Annotated in this window: 21 protein-coding genes and 1 riboswitch; of the genes, 7 read left to right on the forward strand and 14 right to left on the reverse strand. The window is 64.3% G+C overall.

Features of this window, described 5'->3' with window-relative positions:
* The 3 genes from DFO50_RS19870 to DFO50_RS05800 all read right to left on the reverse strand — a co-directional run.
* A partial coding sequence (locus DFO50_RS19870; RefSeq protein WP_304598475.1) for an imelysin family protein occupies positions 1-287 on the reverse strand: 287 nt, incomplete at its 3' end.
* A 35-nt stretch (positions 288-322) separates the two neighbouring features.
* Positions 323-1,156, reverse strand: coding sequence for an iron uptake transporter permease EfeU (gene efeU, locus DFO50_RS05795; RefSeq protein ID WP_107889320.1), 834 nt, complete (start codon positions 1,154-1,156; stop codon positions 323-325).
* A 114-nt stretch (positions 1,157-1,270) separates the two neighbouring features.
* Complete coding sequence (locus DFO50_RS05800) at positions 1,271-1,741, reverse strand: HigA family addiction module antitoxin (protein WP_255420187.1); 471 nt, start codon at positions 1,739-1,741, stop codon at positions 1,271-1,273.
* Positions 1,742-1,964: 223 nt separating this feature from the next.
* Here DFO50_RS05800 and cycA point away from each other — a divergent pair, with 223 nt between their 5' ends.
* Positions 1,965-3,392, forward strand: coding sequence for a D-serine/D-alanine/glycine transporter (cycA, locus tag DFO50_RS05805; RefSeq protein ID WP_028500082.1), 1,428 nt, complete (start codon positions 1,965-1,967; stop codon positions 3,390-3,392).
* Between the two features lie 64 nt (positions 3,393-3,456).
* On the opposite strand, the gene DFO50_RS05810 is transcribed toward cycA, so the two are convergent.
* The gene (locus tag DFO50_RS05810; protein ID WP_028500083.1) at positions 3,457-4,161 is read right to left on the reverse strand and encodes an SDR family oxidoreductase; all 705 of its coding nucleotides are present in this window, start codon (positions 4,159-4,161) and stop codon (positions 3,457-3,459) included.
* A gap of 98 nt (positions 4,162-4,259) precedes the next feature.
* Here DFO50_RS05810 and DFO50_RS05815 point away from each other — a divergent pair, with 98 nt between their 5' ends.
* The 5 genes from DFO50_RS05815 (at position 4,260) to DFO50_RS05835 (ending at position 7,843) form a co-directional block, all read left to right on the forward strand.
* Positions 4,260-5,177, forward strand: coding sequence for a LysR substrate-binding domain-containing protein (locus DFO50_RS05815; protein ID WP_112692182.1), 918 nt, complete (start codon positions 4,260-4,262; stop codon positions 5,175-5,177).
* Between the two features lie 110 nt (positions 5,178-5,287).
* The gene (locus DFO50_RS05820) at positions 5,288-5,977 is read left to right on the forward strand and encodes an SIMPL domain-containing protein (protein WP_036386603.1); all 690 of its coding nucleotides are present in this window, start codon (positions 5,288-5,290) and stop codon (positions 5,975-5,977) included.
* A 123-nt stretch (positions 5,978-6,100) separates the two neighbouring features.
* A complete protein-coding gene (locus DFO50_RS05825; protein WP_112692183.1) occupies positions 6,101-6,712 on the forward strand; it encodes a glutathione S-transferase family protein in 612 nt (203 codons plus the stop codon).
* A gap of 118 nt (positions 6,713-6,830) precedes the next feature.
* On the forward strand, positions 6,831-7,520 hold the full coding sequence (locus tag DFO50_RS05830; protein WP_036386605.1) for an AzlC family ABC transporter permease: 690 nt from the start codon (positions 6,831-6,833) through the stop codon (positions 7,518-7,520).
* Positions 7,517-7,843, forward strand: coding sequence for an AzlD domain-containing protein (locus DFO50_RS05835; protein ID WP_036386608.1), 327 nt, complete (start codon positions 7,517-7,519; stop codon positions 7,841-7,843). Before DFO50_RS05830 ends, DFO50_RS05835 begins: the two co-directional genes overlap by 4 nt.
* A gap of 52 nt (positions 7,844-7,895) precedes the next feature.
* Here DFO50_RS05835 and ahcY read toward each other — a convergent pair whose 3' ends face one another.
* From ahcY to DFO50_RS05880, 10 genes are all read right to left on the reverse strand, one after another.
* Positions 7,896-9,308, reverse strand: a complete 1,413-nt coding sequence (ahcY, locus tag DFO50_RS05840; RefSeq protein ID WP_028500086.1) for an adenosylhomocysteinase — start codon at positions 9,306-9,308, stop codon at positions 7,896-7,898.
* Between the two features lie 63 nt (positions 9,309-9,371).
* A riboswitch (S-adenosyl-L-homocysteine riboswitch) is annotated at positions 9,372-9,443 on the reverse strand.
* A gap of 75 nt (positions 9,444-9,518) precedes the next feature.
* Positions 9,519-10,760: a beta-ketoacyl-ACP synthase II gene (gene fabF, locus DFO50_RS05845; protein ID WP_028500087.1), complete on the reverse strand. Its 1,242-nt coding sequence runs from the start codon at positions 10,758-10,760 to the stop codon at positions 9,519-9,521.
* Between the two features lie 201 nt (positions 10,761-10,961).
* Positions 10,962-11,201, reverse strand: coding sequence for an acyl carrier protein (gene acpP, locus DFO50_RS05850; RefSeq protein WP_028500088.1), 240 nt, complete (start codon positions 11,199-11,201; stop codon positions 10,962-10,964).
* Positions 11,202-11,376: 175 nt separating this feature from the next.
* Entirely contained in the window at positions 11,377-12,135 is a 759-nt protein-coding gene (fabG, locus tag DFO50_RS05855; RefSeq protein WP_028500089.1) for a 3-oxoacyl-ACP reductase FabG, read from the reverse strand.
* 15 nt (positions 12,136-12,150) lie between these two features.
* On the reverse strand, positions 12,151-13,080 hold the full coding sequence (fabD, locus tag DFO50_RS05860; protein WP_028500090.1) for an ACP S-malonyltransferase: 930 nt from the start codon (positions 13,078-13,080) through the stop codon (positions 12,151-12,153).
* Positions 13,081-13,091: 11 nt separating this feature from the next.
* Complete coding sequence (locus tag DFO50_RS19110) at positions 13,092-13,235, reverse strand: hypothetical protein (RefSeq protein WP_156952568.1); 144 nt, start codon at positions 13,233-13,235, stop codon at positions 13,092-13,094.
* 21 nt (positions 13,236-13,256) lie between these two features.
* Positions 13,257-14,216, reverse strand: a complete 960-nt coding sequence (locus DFO50_RS05865) for a beta-ketoacyl-ACP synthase III (protein ID WP_028500091.1) — start codon at positions 14,214-14,216, stop codon at positions 13,257-13,259.
* 23 nt (positions 14,217-14,239) lie between these two features.
* Positions 14,240-15,283, reverse strand: coding sequence for a phosphate acyltransferase PlsX (gene plsX, locus DFO50_RS05870; protein ID WP_028500092.1), 1,044 nt, complete (start codon positions 15,281-15,283; stop codon positions 14,240-14,242).
* Between the two features lie 214 nt (positions 15,284-15,497).
* Positions 15,498-15,677, reverse strand: a complete 180-nt coding sequence (gene rpmF / locus DFO50_RS05875; RefSeq protein ID WP_028500093.1) for a 50S ribosomal protein L32 — start codon at positions 15,675-15,677, stop codon at positions 15,498-15,500.
* A gap of 21 nt (positions 15,678-15,698) precedes the next feature.
* On the reverse strand, positions 15,699-16,199 hold the full coding sequence (locus DFO50_RS05880) for a DUF177 domain-containing protein (RefSeq protein ID WP_112692184.1): 501 nt from the start codon (positions 16,197-16,199) through the stop codon (positions 15,699-15,701).
* A 57-nt stretch (positions 16,200-16,256) separates the two neighbouring features.
* On the opposite strand from DFO50_RS05880, the gene DFO50_RS05885 reads away from it, so the two are divergent.
* The gene (locus tag DFO50_RS05885; RefSeq protein ID WP_028500095.1) at positions 16,257-16,835 is read left to right on the forward strand and encodes a nucleoside triphosphate pyrophosphatase; all 579 of its coding nucleotides are present in this window, start codon (positions 16,257-16,259) and stop codon (positions 16,833-16,835) included.
* Positions 16,836-16,837: the final 2 nt, after the last annotated feature.

Here is a 16,837-nt window from a genome sequence, read left to right on the forward strand (position 1 = left end):
TCGTAGTGGCGACGGGTCGGCGCGTACAGCGCCCGGGCTTCCTCCAGCTTGCCGGCCTTGATCGCGTCGGCAAAGCGCTGTGTCTGCTTGACCAGTTCATCCACTTCCGCACTCACGTACAGCTTGTAGTCGGCGACCGGGCCGACCAGTTGCTCGGCAAAGTCCGGTGCCGCCGGGGCAGCCGTGCTGGCGGCAGGGCTTGCCGCTGGCGGTTCGGTTTTCTGGCAGGCGGTCAGCGCGGCCAGCATGCACAGGGCCGACAGTTTCATCAGGTGGCGATGCGCCATGGTTTCAGATCCTTTGTGGATAAACGGGAGAATGATCAATGGGTACGGTGGGCCAGCGCGGGCTGTCCCCGGCCAGCCAGGAACAGGTACAGCGACGGCAGCAGGAACAGCAGCCAGGCCAGGGCTTCGCCAACGGTCGGCGTGTCGTTGTAGCCGAACAGGCCGGCGAGAATGACGCCGAACGGGCTGTCGGCCGGCAACGCCAGGCTCAGGTCGAACACGACGGTCTGCAGCTGATTCCAGACCCCGGCCTCATGCAGCGCCTTGACGGCGCCGGCGAGCAGGCCGGCCGCCACGAACAGGATGAATACACCGGTCCAGCGGAAGAAACGGCGCAGATCCAGGCGAATACCGCCCTGATAGATGCCGATTCCCAGCGCCACGGCGACGGCCAGCCCCAGCATCGCCCCCAGCGGTGCTGCCAGACCAACCTCCTGTTGCTGGAATGCCGCCAGCAGGAAGAACACCGACTCCAGCCCTTCGCGGGCGACGGCAAAGAACACCATGCCGACCAGCGCATAGGCCTGGCCATTGCCCTTGTTCAGCGCGGCATCGATCGAATCGTGCAGATGGGCCTTGATCGAGCGGGCCGCCTGCTTCATCCAGAACACCATCGAGGTCAGGATGCCGACGGCAACCAGGGCGACCACCGCCTCGAACAGCTCCTGCTGCTTCTGCGGAAACTCGCTCTGGGTGGCTTCGATCAGAAAGCCGAGCGCCAGACTCAGCACGCAGGCGAGAACCACGCCGGCCCAGACCGCAGGCATCTGCTTGCGCTGGCCGGACTGCCTCAGGTAACTGGCGATGATGCCGACGATCAGCGCCGCCTCCATTCCCTCGCGCAGCATGATGAGAAACGGCACCAGCATGTTCTGTCCCCTCGCCCGGCGGCCCGACCGCCCGAAAATGTGAAAATGCACAATTTGCGTAATGCAAATCATTATCTATTGCAGACAAGGATATCCAATTACTGGATAAAAGTGTCAGCGTCGTGGACACTTTTTTCTGCCATGCCGGTGAGGCATGACGAAAGAGGCGGGATTATGCGTCGAGGAAGGCGCGCCGGGCCTGCGACACGATGCCGCAGACCCGGCGGAGGGGCGGGTCGACGGCAGGGGAATCGACGGGCGCAGACTGGTGCGCTGCGCGGCCTCCCACAGATCACGCTGCACTTGCAGCCGCAGCCAGAAACCGGAAGAAGTGCCCTGTGCTTCGGCCAGGCGCAGGTCCATGTCGGCAGCCAGCGCCGCATGCCCGTGCAGGATGCGGGACAGCATCACCCGGCTGATGCCGATGTGTGCGGCAAAAGCGCTCTGGCTCATCCCGAGGCCTTCAAGCCAGCCGGACAGGATCCCGCCCGGGTTGCAAAAGGGGAAACCACGCCCCGCCCGCAATTGAGAATGAATCCCGAAAACCGCCCGGCATGACGAAGAACTAGCACACGAATGCTGCACTTATATAAAAATGCAGTTCAGAATCACTGAAATTTGCTCTTTTTTGCTTCCGGCATGCCAGCGCGCAGGTATGCTGCAGTCGGTGACGGTCTTGTAAGCATTAGAGACTGTGTTTGCACGCGCCGACACTCGTATCGGCATGCGGCTCACCCGGTCGTCGTCCCGACAGAGACGACCGCGACACATCCAGAAAATGATTCGCTTTCTATCCAGGGGTAATCAGATGCAGAAGTACGATGCGGTCTATCCGATCGACCGCCCTGACGTTGCGATTGAAGAGAAACTGAAAAGAAACCTGAGTAACCGGCACATTCAGTTGATTGCAATCGGCGGCGCGATCGGAACCGGGCTGTTCATGGGATCGGGCAAGACCATCAGCCTGGCCGGACCTTCCATCCTGTTCGTGTACATGATCATTGGCGTGATGCTGTTCTTCGTGATGAGGGCCATGGGCGAATTGCTCCTGTCCAATCTGAACTACCGCTCATTCATTGATTTCTCGGCGGACCTGCTCGGTCCGTGGGCCGGCTTCTTCACCGGCTGGACTTACTGGTTCTGCTGGGTCGTCACCGGCGTGGCCGACGTGATCGCCATCTCCGCCTACATGCAGTTCTGGTTCCCGGAACTCGCGCCCTGGATTCCCTCCGTCCTGTGCGTACTCTTGCTGCTCGGACTCAACCTGCTGACGGTCAAGCTGTTCGGTGAAATCGAGTTCTGGTTCGCACTGATCAAGATCATCGCCATTGTCGCCCTGGTCGGCACCGGCCTGTTCATGATCGTCACCGGCTTCACCTCCCCGTCCGGTTCGGTCGCCTCGCTGCACCACCTGTGGGACGACGGCGGCATGTTCCCGATGGGCATCAGCGGTTTCTTCGCCGGCTTCCAGATCGCCGTGTTCGCCTTTGTCGGCATCGAGCTGGTCGGTACCACCGCCGCCGAGACCAAGGACCCGGAAAAGAACCTGCCGCGAGCCATCAACTCGATCCCGGTCCGCATCATCATCTTCTATGTGTTCTCGCTGATCGCCATCATGTCGGTCACGCCGTGGCGCTCGGTGGTGGCCAACAAGAGCCCGTTCGTCGAGCTGTTCATGCTGGCCGGCATTCCGGCCGCCGCCGCCCTGATCAACTTCGTCGTACTGTCCTCTGCCTCGTCGTCGGCCAACAGCGGCGTGTTCTCCACCAGCCGCATGCTGTTCGGTCTGGCGCGCGGCAAGCTGGCACCGAAAGCCTTCGGCCAGCTGTCGTCCAGCGCGGTGCCGGCCAACGGCCTGCTGTTCTCGTGCCTGTGTCTGCTGGTCGGCGCCCTGCTGGTCTATGTGGTGCCTGACCTGATCGAAGCGTTCACGCTGATCACTACCGTCTCGGCGGTACTGTTCATGTTCGTCTGGTCGATGATTCTGGCCTCGTACATCGTCTACCGGAAAAAGCGCCCGGCGCTGCACGAGAAGTCGCTGTACAAGATGCCCGGCGGCGTCATCATGTGCTACGTGTGCCTGGCGTTCTTCGCCTTCGTGCTGGTGCTGCTGAGCCTGGAAGCCGACACCCGGATGGCGCTGATGGCCACCCCGCTGTGGTTCGTCTGGCTGGCGCTCGGCTACTTCGGCGTGTTCCGCAAGGAAATCGCCGAACGCCGTCCCGGCATGCACTAAGCCCGCACCCGGATGACAATCCCCGGCGCCATTGCTGGCGCCGGGGATTTTTGCTGCCCGTCGTCTAGACCGAGCGGGTCAGTCCGCCGTCGATGCGCAGGTTCTGCCCGGTCAGATAGGCAGCCTCGTCGGACACCAGCAGCGAGATCAGCGCCGCCACCTCCTCGACCCGCCCGCCGCGTCCCATCGGAATGCGCCCGAGCACGGCCTCGGGGACCGGCAGGCTGTCGATATAGCCGGGCAGCACATTGTTGATGCGGATATTGTCGGCCGCGTAGCGGTCGGCAACCAGCTTGGTCCACGACGCCAGGCCCGCGCGGAACACGCTCGATACCGGAAACGCCGGATCCGGCTCAAAGGCGGCAAAGCTGGAGATATTGACGATGGCCCCGCTGCGCTGGCGCTGCATGACCGGCACCACCAGCCGCGCGGCGCGCACCACATTGAGCAGATAGACGTCCAGTCCGCGATGCCAGTCGTCGTCGCCGAGCGCCAGCACCGCGCCGCGCGGACCATGGCCGGCACTGTTGACCAGCGCATCGATCCGCCCCCAGCGCGCCAGCGTCAGATCCACCAGCCGCTGCAGGTCTTCATTCGACTGGTTCGATCCGGTCACGCCAATCCCGCCCAGTTCGGCAGCCAGCGCCTCGCCCTTGCCCGACGACGACAGGATGGCCAGCCGGAAGCCCTCGCCCGCCAGCCGCCGTGCCGCCGCCGCTCCCATGCCGCTGCCACCTGCCGTGATGATTGCTACTTTCTGTTCCGCCATGATGTTTTCCTTTCGCTGCACAAACCCTAATATGGCGGGCGCCATGCCATGGCGACAAACCAGAATTCAAACACCCTGACAGTAGAAAAACTGCAGCCATGAAAAAATGGGGTCCCCGCGCCGGCCGCCTGCCGATACTGAATCACCTGCTCGCCTTCGAGACCGCCGCGCGGCTGGGCAGCTTCCGTGCCGCCGCCGATGCGCTGCACGTCACCCAGGGCGCGGTCGCCCAGCAGGTGCGGGCACTGGAAGCCGAGCTCGGCCGCCCGCTGTTCCACCGCCTGCCGCGCGGTCTCGCGCTGACCGACTGCGGCGACGAGTACGCGAGCCGGACCCGCTTCGCGCTGGAAATCCTCGAAGCCGCCACACGCGAATTCACCGCCGGCCCCGACCGGCACCCGCCCGGACAGGTTCTGGTCAGCACCACGCCGTCGATCGCCAGCCGCTGGCTGATCCCGCGCCTGGAGCGCATTTCGGCCGCCGTGCCGGCCGGCAGCGTGGTCATCGACGCCTCGGACCAGCTGCGGCCGCTGCACGGCGACGGCCGGGTCGATATCGCCATCCGCTGGGGCACACCGCCCTTTGCCGAGGGCACGGCCCGCTTCCTGCTGCCCGGCCGGGCCATTCTGGTTTGCGCACCGGCACTGGCCGGCCATGCCGACTGGCAAAACGCAGACGATCTGGCCGGCATCCCGCTGATCTCCGACACGCACCGGCACTGGTCGCGCTGGTTCGCCCGCCACGGCCGGGCCGACATGCCCGTCACCGGCCCGAGCTTTTCCCAGACCCTGCACGCCATCGAGGCGGCCGAACGCGGCCTCGGCGTCGCCATCGTGCCGGCACCACTGGTCGACAGCGCGCTGCGCGATGGCCGGCTGGTGCGGGTACTGGGCGAGCAGTACGCACTGGACAGCGACGCCGGCTTCTATCTGCTGACCGCCGATCCGCCCGGCAGCGGCGTCATGGCGGTTGCAGACCGGCTGCTGGCCGAAGCCGCAGCGCCCTCGCAGGCATGATGCGCACGTTCACATCCGGAAACATCTTTTACCGGTCATGAGCTACGCTGTAGTGAATACAGCGGTATATCATCAAAATCTGATCAAACAACAACGCCAGAGGACAATTCATGCGACGCTTGCTGCCCGTCTTGCTGCTTTCCGCCTTCACCGTACCGGCCCTGGCCGCAGAACCGGCCAGGGGGCCGCTCGTCAGCCTGACCACCAGTGCCCAGCGCCTGGTGGCCAACGATGTCGCCCAGGCCACCCTGTATGTCGAAACCTCGGGCAGCGATGCCGGCAAGGTCGCCGCCCACCTCGACCAGGTGACCGACGCCGCACTGAAAACCGCCAAGCGTCACGACAAGGTCAAGGTCGAGAGCGGCAACCGCAACAGCTGGCCGCTCTATGACAAGAACAACAAGCAGACCGGCTGGCGCGGCCGTGCCGAGTTGCGGCTGGAAAGCCGCGACGTCGCGGCGCTGTCGAAGCTGATTTCGGCCCTGTCGCCGGAACTGCAGTTCGCCGGTCTGAGCTTCTCGGTCTCGCCGCAAGCCCGCGACAGCGCCGAAAATGCCCTGATTCCGGAAGCGCTGACCGCCTTCAAGGCCAGGGCCGAGATTGCCGCCCGGGCACTGGGCTATCGCAACTACCGCGTGGTCGAAGTCAGCCTGAACAGTGGCGGCGGCTTCCGCCCGGTCGCCTATCGCGCCAAGGCGATGTCGGCCGCCGTCATGGCGGATGCGGCCGGCCCGGAGATGGCCAGCGGCGAAAGCGAGCTGACCGTCAGCGCCCAGGGCCAGATCGAATTGCTGCCGTAAAACGCGGCCCGGACAGGCGCGCCGACGCGCGGCAGACCACGCGAAGTCGCGCCTGAGCGGTTCTGGCTCTACAATGGCCTCAACGTTTTATTGCCAGTGCCTTTATATCCTTCGACGAGAACCATGAAACTCTTTGCTTCGCTGACCAGCCCCTATGCCCGCAAGGTGCGTATTGCCCTGCTGGAAAAACGCATTGACTGCCAACTGGAAGTCATCAATCCGTGGGACGACAGTGTGGCGCTGAAGGGAATCAATCCGTTGGGGAAGGTGCCCACGCTGCTGCTGGACGACGGCACCGTGCTGTACGACTCGCGCGTCATCGTCGAGTATCTGGACGCCCTGTCGCCGGTCAGCAAGCTGCTGCCGGGCGACACGCGCGGGCTGATGCAGGTCAAGCGCTGGCAGGCGCTGGCCGACGGCATCCTCGATGCCGGCACGGCGGTGTTTCACGAACGCAAGCGCCCCGCCACCGAGCAGAGCGATAGTGCGGCACGCCGCCAGTACGGCAAGATCGAAGCCGGCCTCGAGGCCCTGTCGCTCGAACTGGCTGACCGGCCCTGGTGTTACGGCAACGGGATGACGCTGGCGGACATCTCCGTCGGCGCCTGTCTCGGCTGGCTCAGCCTGCGCCTGCCGGAACTGGAATGGCGCACGCGCTACCCGAATCTGGAATTGCTGTTCGACAAGCTGGAGACCCGGCAGAGCTTTATCGATACCGTGCCGCCGGTCGTCTGACCCCTTTCCGACCGCACGGCCGGACCCAGGCCCACCGCGTTACCGCCGGTGGGCTTTTTTGCGCGCCGTCGCTGCAAGTCCATTGTCGTACTTTGTTGTCGCATGACAAGATACGCGGATGACATCGAAACGAAGCGAGTTCCTTGCCGGCGCCAGGACGCTCATGCCCTTGCTGCTGGGCGTCTGGCCATTCGGCATGATCTATGGCGTGCTGGCGCTGGAGTCCGGTCTGACCGCCTGGCAGGCACAGGCAATGAGCGCCCTGGTCTTTGCCGGCAGCTCGCAGATCGTCCTCAGCCAGATGCTGGCCAGCCAGGCGCCGCTGGCGGTGATCTTCGTCACCATCGCCATCGTCAACCTGCGCCATGTGCTGTACAGCGCCTCGCTGGCGCCCGGCCTGCGCACGCTCGGCCCCGGCTGGAAGGCGCTGCTCGCCTATCTGCTGACGGATGAAGCCTACGCGGTCACCGTCAACCGCATGAATGCCGCCCGGTCGTCACCACACCGGCACTGGTTCCTGTTCGGTGCCGGGCTGACGCTGTGGACCGCCTGGCAGTTGTCGACGCTGGCCGGACTGGCGCTGGGCAGCGAAATCCCGCCCGAATGGGGGCTGGACTTTGCCATCCCGCTGACCTTTATCGCGCTGGTGGTCCCGGCCGCGCACGACCGTGCCGACTGGACCGCCGTCATCATCGCCGGTATTGCCGCCGTCACGCTGTATGCCCTGCCGTTCAAGCTGGCGCTGATCGTCGCCACGCTGCTCGGCATTGTCGGCGGGGTCTGGATGACACGGAGGGCGGCGCGATGAACATGTTGCTGCTGTTCGCCGCCCTGGGGGCCATCACCTTCCTGCTGCGCCTGTCGTTTATCGGTCTGCTCGGCCAGCGCAGGATTCCGCCGGCACTGCAAATTGCGCTGCGCTTCGTCCCGCTGGCCATCCTGACTGCCATCACCGTGCCGGAAATCGTCATGCAGGACGGCCGGCTGATCACCTCGCTGGCCGAACCGAAACTGGTCGCCGGCGTGGTGGCCGTACTGGTCGCCGCCAGAACGCGCAAGATCCTGCCGACGCTGGCCGCCGGCATGGCCACGCTGTGGCTGGCGCGCTGGGTGTTGCAATCCGTTTCCTGACGCAAAAACGCCTCCGCAATGCGGAGGCGTTCTGGTCAGGGATGCAGCGCAATCAGTAGCGGTAGTGAGCCGGCTTGTACGGGCCGCTCTTGTCCACACCGATATAGGCAGCCTGCTCGTCCGACAGCACGGTCAGGTTGGCGCCGATGCGCTCCAGGTGCAGGCGGGCGACCTTTTCGTCCAGGTGCTTCGGCAGCACATAGACCTGCTTGCCGTACTGTTCGCCGTGCTGGAAGATTTCCATCTGCGCGAGCACCTGGTTGGTGAAGCTGTTGCTCATCACGAAGCTCGGGTGACCGGTCGCACAACCGAGGTTCACCAGGCGGCCTTCGGCCAGCAGGATGATGCGCTTGCCGTCCGGGAACACGATATGGTCGACCTGCGGCTTGATGTTGTCCCAGGTGTACTGGCGCAGGCTGGCGACTTCGATTTCGCTGTCGAAGTGGCCGATGTTGCAGACGATGGCATTGTTGCGCATCCGCTTCATGTGATCGTGGGTGATCACGCCGACGTTGCCGGTGGTGGTGACGAAAATGTCGCCCTGGGCGCAGGCATCGTCCATGGTGACGACGCGGTAGCCTTCCATCGCCGCCTGCAGCGCGCAGATCGGATCGATTTCCGTGACCCACACCGTGGCGCCGAGACCGCGCAGGCTCTGGGCGCAACCCTTGCCCACGTCACCGTAGCCGAGCACCACGGCGACCTTGCCGGCGATCATCACGTCGGTGGCGCGCTTGATGCCGTCGACCAGGCTTTCGCGGCAGCCGTACAGGTTGTCGAACTTGGACTTGGTCACCGAGTCGTTGACGTTGAAGGCCGGGAACGGCAGGCGGCCGTCCTTTTCCATCTGGTACAGGCGATGCACGCCGGTGGTGGTTTCTTCGGTCACGCCGCGGATGGCGGCCAGGCGCTTCGAGTACCAGCCCGGGTCGATTTCCAGGTGAGCGGCGATCGAGGCGAACAGCGAGGTTTCCTCTTCGTTGCCCGGCCTGGCGATCACGCTGCGGTCCTGTTCGGCCTTGGCGCCGAGCACCAGCAGCAGCGTGGCGTCGCCGCCGTCGTCGAGAATCATGTTCGCCGGCTGACCTTCCGGCCATTCGAAGATGCGGTGCGCGTAGTCCCAGTACTCGTCCAGCGATTCACCCTTGAAGGCGAACACCGGGATGCCGGCGGCAGCGATGGCGGCTGCGGCCTGGTCCTGGGTCGAGAAGATGTTGCACGAGGCCCAGCGCACTTCGGCGCCCAGCGCGATCAGCGTTTCGATCAGCACGCCGGTCTGGATGGTCATGTGCAGCGAGCCGGCAATGCGTGCGCCCTTCAGCGGCTTGCTGTCGCCGTATTCGGCGCGCAGAGCCATCAGGCCGGGCATTTCGGTTTCGGCGATCGACAGTTCCTTGCGGCCCCAGGCCGCGAGGGAGAGGTCAGCAACCAGGTAATCAGTGAATTTGTCAGCCACAGCGTTCATGTCAGTTTCCTGTACGGTGCGACCGGGAGGATGCGGCTCACCCGCACTCCCGCAGCCACGGGGGTTAGGCAAGCGCCGTTGAATCATGACCGAGCCTGGGACGGGGCACCCCGCCTTGCAGCGCTTCTCGGCAAGCGACGGATTATACAGGCAGGAAAAAGGAAACGGCGACCATGAGGTCGCCGTTTCTGCAGATCTGCTGCCCGTCGGTCAGACTTTGCCGAAGACCAGCGTACCGTTGGTGCCGCCAAAACCGAACGAGTTCGAAATTGCCACGTCGATCTTCATGTCGCGCGCGACATTGGGCACGTAGTCGAGGTCGCAGCCGTGTTCGTAATCCTGCTCGAACAGGTTGATGGTCGGCGGGGCGATCTGGTTATGCAGCGCCAGGATCGAATACACCGCCTCGACGCCACCGGCGCCACCCAGCAGGTGGCCGGTCATCGACTTGGTCGAGTTGACGGCCAGTTTGCTTGCGTGATCGCCAAACGCCAGCTTCAGCGCCTCGGTTTCATTGGCATCCCCCAGCGGGGTCGACGTGCCGTGCGCGTTCACGTAATCGACTTCGTCCGGGTTCAGGCCGGCATCTTTCAGCGCGTTCTTCACGCCACGGGCCGGGCCCTCGGCGCTCGGCGCGGTGATGTGATGCGCGTCCGAGCTCATGCCGAAGCCCTTCAGCTCGGCATAGATCTTTGCGCCGCGGCGCACTGCGTGCTCGTACTCTTCCAGCACGATGACACCGGCGCCCTCGCCCATGACGAAACCGTCACGGCCGGTATCCCACGGCCGCGAGGCGGTCGCCGGGTCGTCGTTGCGGGTCGACAGCGCCTTCATGGCGGCAAAGCCGCCGATGCCCAGGCGGGTGATCGCCCCTTCGGCACCACCGGCCACCATGATGTCGGCGTCGCCGTACTGGATCAGCCGCGAGGCATCACCGATGCAGTGAGCGCCGGTCGTGCAGGCGGAGACGATGCCGTATGACGGTCCCTGGAAACCCTTGATGATCGACACGTGGCCGGCAATCAGGTTGACCAGCGAGCCGGGAATGAAGAACGGGCCGATCTTGCGCGGACCGCCTTCCATCAGTGCGACACCGGTTTCCTCGATCAGCGGCAGGCCGCCGATGCCGGAACCGATATTGACCCCGACGCGCGTGCGGTCGAGGTCCGGGATGTCTTCAATTCCGGCATCAGCGACAGCCTGGAAAGCGGCGGCGATGCCGTAATGGATGAACACATCCATGCGGCGCGCGTCTTTCGGCGTGATGTAGTCGCTGATGTTGAAATCCTTCACCTCGCCGGCGATCTGGCATGCCATGTCGCTGGCGTCGAAGCGCGTGATGCGGGTGATGCCCGAACGGCCGGCCACGAGGTTGGCCCAGCCGGTCGCGACGTCGTTACCGAGCGGACTGACATGTCCCAGACCGGTGATGACTACTCTGCGTCGAGCCAAGATGAACTCCTTGAATAGAGGAATGCCGGGCGCAGGCACAGGCCCGCGCACCCGCAGCAGCCCGGAAACGTTTTCCGGCCTGCCGGTCGCCGACGCCGCCGTGTCGCCACGCCGTCAAACGACCGTTTGCAGATCCCCAACTGCAAAAGACCCCTGCACAGACGGACAATCCGCGGCAGAGGTCTCCAGGATCAAGCCAAATTACTTGGGCAGGTGTGCCGACACGTAATCGATGGCTTGCTGAACCGTCGTGATCTTTTCGGCGTCTTCGTCCGGGATCTCGCATTCGAATTCTTCTTCGAGTGCCATCACCAGTTCCACCGTGTCGAGCGAGTCAGCGCCCAGATCGTCAACGAACGAGGAATCGTTCTTCACTTCGGCTTCGTTAACGCCGAGTTGTTCAGCGACGATTTTCTTGACACGCTGTTCGATGTTTTCCATTTGGTCTTACCTATGCCTTTCGGAGCGGGTGGTAAACAAAAACCGCGCCATTCTACCAAAAAAAATTTAGAGCAAAATACCTAAATCAACAGAGGTCAAATGTTGTCATCTTCCGACAACTTCAGTACAACATCCGGGATCTGGTACCCATTTCGACAAAATCCTGCCAATTGCCTTACGGCATCAGCATTCCGCCGTTCACATGAAGCGTCTGACCGGTGATGTATCCGGCCCGGTCCGACGCCAGAAATTCGACTGCATCGGCAATGTCCTGCACGCCGCCAAGGCGCCCCAGCGCGATCTGCTGCTCGAGCGCTTCACGCTGTGCCTGCGGCAGGTCGCGGGTCATGTCGGTCTCGATAAAGCCCGGTGCCACGCAGTTGACCGTGATGCCGCGGCTGCCGACTTCGCGCGCCAGCGACTTCGAGAAGCCCATGATCGCCGCCTTGGCCGCCGCATAGTTGCACTGGCCGGCATTGCCCATCGAGCCCACCACCGAGGCGATGCTGATGATGCGGCCCCAGCGGGCCTTCATCATACCCCTGAGCACCGCTTTCGAGAGCCGGTAAACCGACTTCAGGTTGGTGTCCATGATCGCGTCCCAGTCGTCGTCCTTCATCCGCATCAGCAACTGGTCACGCGTAATCCCGGCATTATTGACGAGAATCGTCAGAGGTCCATACGTTTCTTCAACAAATTTGATCAGACGGTCGACGGCTTCGCCGCCCTGATTGCTGTTGAACTCGTAGCCCTGGCCCTGGCCGATCGCCTGCAGCCGCTCGCTGATCGCCGCCGCGCCGGACTCGGAAGTGGCGGTCCCCACCACGATGGCGCCCTGACGGGCCAGGGTGTCGGCGATGGCGGCGCCAATGCCGCGCGATGCACCGGTCACCAGCGCAATTTTGCCTTGCAGCGTCATGTCATTCGTCTCCATGAGGAATATCGGGGATCAGGCCAGTTCGGCCAGGGCGGCGTCCAGCGCAGCGCCGTCGGTCAGCGCCAGCGTCTTCACCCGTGCATCGATGCGCTTGCCCAGACCGGTCAGCACCTTGCCCGGACCGCACTCGGCCTGCAGCACCAGACCGGCTTCGGCCAGCGCACGCACGGTATCGGTCCAGCGCACCGGCTTGTACAGCTGAAGAGTCAGTGCGGTGCGGATGCCGTCGGCGTCGTCATGGCTGGCGACGTCGACATTGTGCAGCACGCGGATTGCCGGCGCCGCGATGGCGATGTCGGCCAGCGCCGCGGCCAGCCGCTCTGCGGCCGGCGCCATCAGCGCACAGTGCGACGGCACCGATACCGGCAGCAGCAGCGCGCGCTTCGCGCCCTTGTCCTTGCACGCGGCGCAGGCGCGCTCGACTGCCGCCTTGTCGCCGGCAATCACCAGCTGGCCCGGCGAGTTGAAGTTGACCGCCTCGACCACCTGCCCCTGCGCGGCCTCCGCGCAGGCCGCCACCACGTCAGCGTCATCCAGGCCGAGAATGGCCGCCATGGCGCCGCTGCCTTCCGGCACGGCGCCCTGCATGGCTTCGGCGCGCAGACGCACCAGGCGCACCGCGTCGGCAAAGGCCAGACTGCCGGCGGCGACCAGCGCCGAGTATTCGCCAAGGCTGTGCCCGGCCACGGCAGCCGGACGCTGACCACCGGCGGCCAGCCAGGCGCGCCAGATGGCGACACCGGCCGCCAGCATCAGCGGCTGGGTATTGACGGTCTGGTTGATCGCTTCGGCCGATTCGGCCTGCAGCATCGCCCACAGATCGAGTCCGAGCGCATCGCCCGCCTCGTCGAAAGTGGTACGCACAACGGGATGGCCGGCAAAGCCGTCCATCATTTTCAGGCTCTGCGAGCCCTGTCCGGGAAAGACAAACGCGAAGGCCATGACGGGTCTCCTCATTGCAAAATCAGCAGATTGACGGGGATCATCCGCCGCACGCCGGCAACAGGGTGCAAACGTACGCTTGAACGGACTTCCCCCAAACGCCCGACGGCGCCGAAGCGCATGGCTTCCGGCGCCGTCGGGCGGGGAATGGTCATCGGGATGACGTCACCCGATGCTCAGTACTGCACCAGGGCCGAGCCCCAGGCAAAGCCGCCGCCGATGCCTTCCAGCAGCAGCAGCTGGCCGCGCTGGATGCGGCCGTCACGGATCGCCGTGTCCAGTGCCAGCGGTACCGAAGCGGCCGACGTGTTCGCCTGCCCCGGCAGCGTGACCACGACCTTGTCCATGCTCATGTGCAAGTGCTTGGCGGTGGACTCGATGATGCGCAGGTTGGCCTGGTGCGGCACCAGCCAGTCGAGGTCTTCCTTGGCCTTTCCGGCCTCGGCCAGCGTCTGCACCGCCAGTTCGGACAGCGCCTTGACGGCGAACTTGAACACTGCCTGGCCATCCATGTGCACGTAGGCATTGCCGATCAGGGCCCCCTGCTCCGGATGCGCCGGCACTTTCAGGATGTCCTTGTAGCGGCCATCGGAATGCAGACGGGTCGCCAGCACACCGGCCTCGTCGGAGGCACCAAGCACCACGGCACCGGCACCGTCACCGAACAGCACACAGGTGCGGCGATCGCTCCAGTCGAGCAGCCGGGTCATCGCCTCGGCGCCAACCACCAGCACCTTGCGCGCCATGCCGGCACGGATGTACGCATTCGCAGTGGCGAACGCGAACATGAAGCCGGCGCACACGGCCTGCACGTCGAATGCCGGGATACCCGGCAGACCAAGCTTTTCCTGCAGGATCACCGCCGTGCCGGGGAAAATCATGTCCGGCGTGGTGGTAGCGACAATGATCATGTCCAGTTCGGACGCCTCGATGCCGGCCGACGCAATCGCGCGACGCGACGCTTCCAGCGCCAGGTCACTGGTGGCCTGTTCCGGGGCGATCAGATGCCGTTCACGAATGCCGGTACGGGAGACGATCCACTCGTCAGTGGTGTCGACGCGGGCGGCGAGATCGGCATTGGTCAATACCGTATCGGGCAGGTAGCCGCCAGTGCCGAGAATCCGGGCGTAGCGCATGAGAATGGGTTTCTCCGTCTTGTTCAGATTTTGGGGCTGGCCGCCGCCGCAGCGTCGATTCGGGCCAGTTGCTGCCCCACGTGCTCGCTGGTGTGGCGCACGACGTCGGCACGCACCTCGTCGATCGCCTGTTCCAGCGCGCAGCGAAAACCGAGGCTGTCGGTCCCGCCGTGGCTCTTGACCACAATGCCGCGCAAACCGACCAGGCTCGCCCCGTTGTATCGGCGGGAGTCTACCCGTTTCTTGAAGCGGTTGAGCACCGGCAATGCGGCCAGTGCACACAAGCGGGTCAGCAGATTGCGGGTGAATTCCTCCTTCAGGAAGGTCGCCACCATGTGGGCGAGTCCTTCGGAAGTTTTCAGGGCGACATTGCCGGTAAAGCCGTCGGTCACCACCACATCGACACTGCCGTGATAGATATCGTTGCCTTCGACGTTGCCGACGAAGTTGAGGCCGGAATGTCGCAGCAGCTCCGCCGCCTGTTTGACGTTGTCGCTGCCCTTGATCTCTTCCGAGCCGATATTCAGCAGCCCGACGGTCGGATTCGGCTTCTTCATCACGCCTTCGACCAGCATCGCACCCATGATGCCGAACTGCAGCAGCTGTTCCGGCGTGCAGTCGACGTTGGCGCCAAGGTCCAGCACGCAGGTGGTGCCGTTCATCGACGGCAGCATCTTGGCGATGGCCGGACGATCAATGCCGGGGATGGTTTTCAGGACGAAACGCGCGGTGGCCATCAGGGCACCGGTATTGCCGGCCGACACGATCGCCTGGGCAACCCCGTCCTTGACCAGGTTGATGGCGACCCGCATCGACGAGTCTTTCTTGTTCTTCAGCGCGGATTGCGGCGAATCGTCCATGCCGACCACTTCCGTGGCGGGATGGATGGTCAACTGCTCACCCGGCGCTCGGCCAAGGCGTTTCAGTTCGGATTCGATAAGGTCGGGGAGTCCGACCAGGATGAGCTTGACGTCGGGATGGCGGTCAAGAAAGGCGAGCGAAGCGGGTACGGTCACGCCGACCCCGACGTCCCCCCCCATCGCGTCGACAGCTACGGTGAGAGTCATGCTGTTCCGGGAAAAGTTGAAGCCGTGCGGCATCACGACCCGGCTTGCCGGCATAACGCTGGCATAAAGGCGGTGCCGGAGTTCGCCTCCGCGGCACGGAAACGGGAATGCGGCGAAAGCGCCGCATTCCTGTCTGCAATCCTGACTGCGCAACGCACGGTCAGGAAGCTCGGGCGCCACGAACCGGCGGAGCCGGCGTGACGCACGGGGCGAATCACTCGCCCTTGGTCTTCACCACTTTGCGACCACGGTAGAAGCCGTTCGGGCTGATGTGGTGACGCAGGTGCACTTCGCCGGTCGACGGTTCGATCGCGGTGTTCGGCGCGGTCAGGAAATCGTGGGCGCGATGCATGCCGCGCTTGGACGGGGATTTTTTGTTCTGTTGGACAGCCATGGTGACTCCTTCGATTCGGGTTCAGTCGGGCTTGCGCTTCAGCGCAGCAAGCACCGCAAACGGGTTGGGTTTGTCGGCCTTGGCCTTCTCGATCGCGTCGGGACGGCAGTCGTCGTGGCGCGGTGCGAGCGGCAAGCCCAGCAAAACTTCATCTTCGATCAATGCCAGCACGTCGAGTTCTTCCTCGGCCAGAATGCCGTCGAGGTCTTCATCCTCGTCGCAAGCAGCTTCGAGCCGTTCTTCGTCGGTAAACTGGGTAATCAGCGTATCGGTGTCGATCCGGTGTGGCAGCGGTTCCAGGCAACGCTGGCAGGCCAGCATCACGTCTCCGCTGACTTTCAGACGCAAGGTCGGGCGATGCAGCCGGTCGACATGACCGGACACCGACCACGACAGCACGCCGTCACGGCTCGCCAGCGCATCGGCCAGACGCGGCAGATCCGCCACCGCGATATCGCGGGTGCTGATTTCGCGCCGTTCACGGGCGAAGTCGAGGCTATTGATCAAAATGGGTTGAGACATAAACGGCGAATGATATTATCCACCTCTTCCCCTGTCAAAAGAAAACGACGTCGATTCATGCGTTTGGTTCTTGCCTCCACCTCGCGTTTTCGCCGCGAGATCCTGTCCCGTCTCGGTCTGCCGTTCGAGGCCATCGCGCCTGATTGCGACGAGACGCCGCTGCCCGGCGAAACTGCCGTGGCGACCGCCTGCCGGCTGGCCCGGCAGAAGGCCGAATCGCTGCGCGCCGCCTGTCCGGACGCACTGATCATCGGTTCGGACCAGGTCGCGCTGCTCGACGGTCGCCAGCTCGGCAAGCCGGGCACCGTCGCCCATGCGGTCGACATGCTGAAGCAGACCCGGGGCCGGGCGCTGACCTTTCATACCGCGCTGTCGCTGATCAACACTGCCAGCGGCCGGGTGCAGGAACAGGTCGACATCACGACCGTACGCATGCGCGACGCCAGCGACGCCCAGATTGCCGCCTATCTGGCGCGCGAGCCGGAAGCGGTCCATTGCGCCGGCGGCTGCATGAGCGAGGCGCTCGGCGGCGCCCTGATCGAGCGCATCGAGTCGACCGACCCGAACGCCCTGGTCGGCCTGCCGCTGTTCGCGCTGGTCACCCTGCTGAAGAACGAAGGTGTCGAGGTTCTGTAACG

Origin of the sequence: Microvirgula sp. AG722, from assembly GCF_003269145.1 — a bacterium.
Taxonomy (GTDB): domain Bacteria; phylum Pseudomonadota; class Gammaproteobacteria; order Burkholderiales; family Aquaspirillaceae; genus Microvirgula; species Microvirgula aerodenitrificans.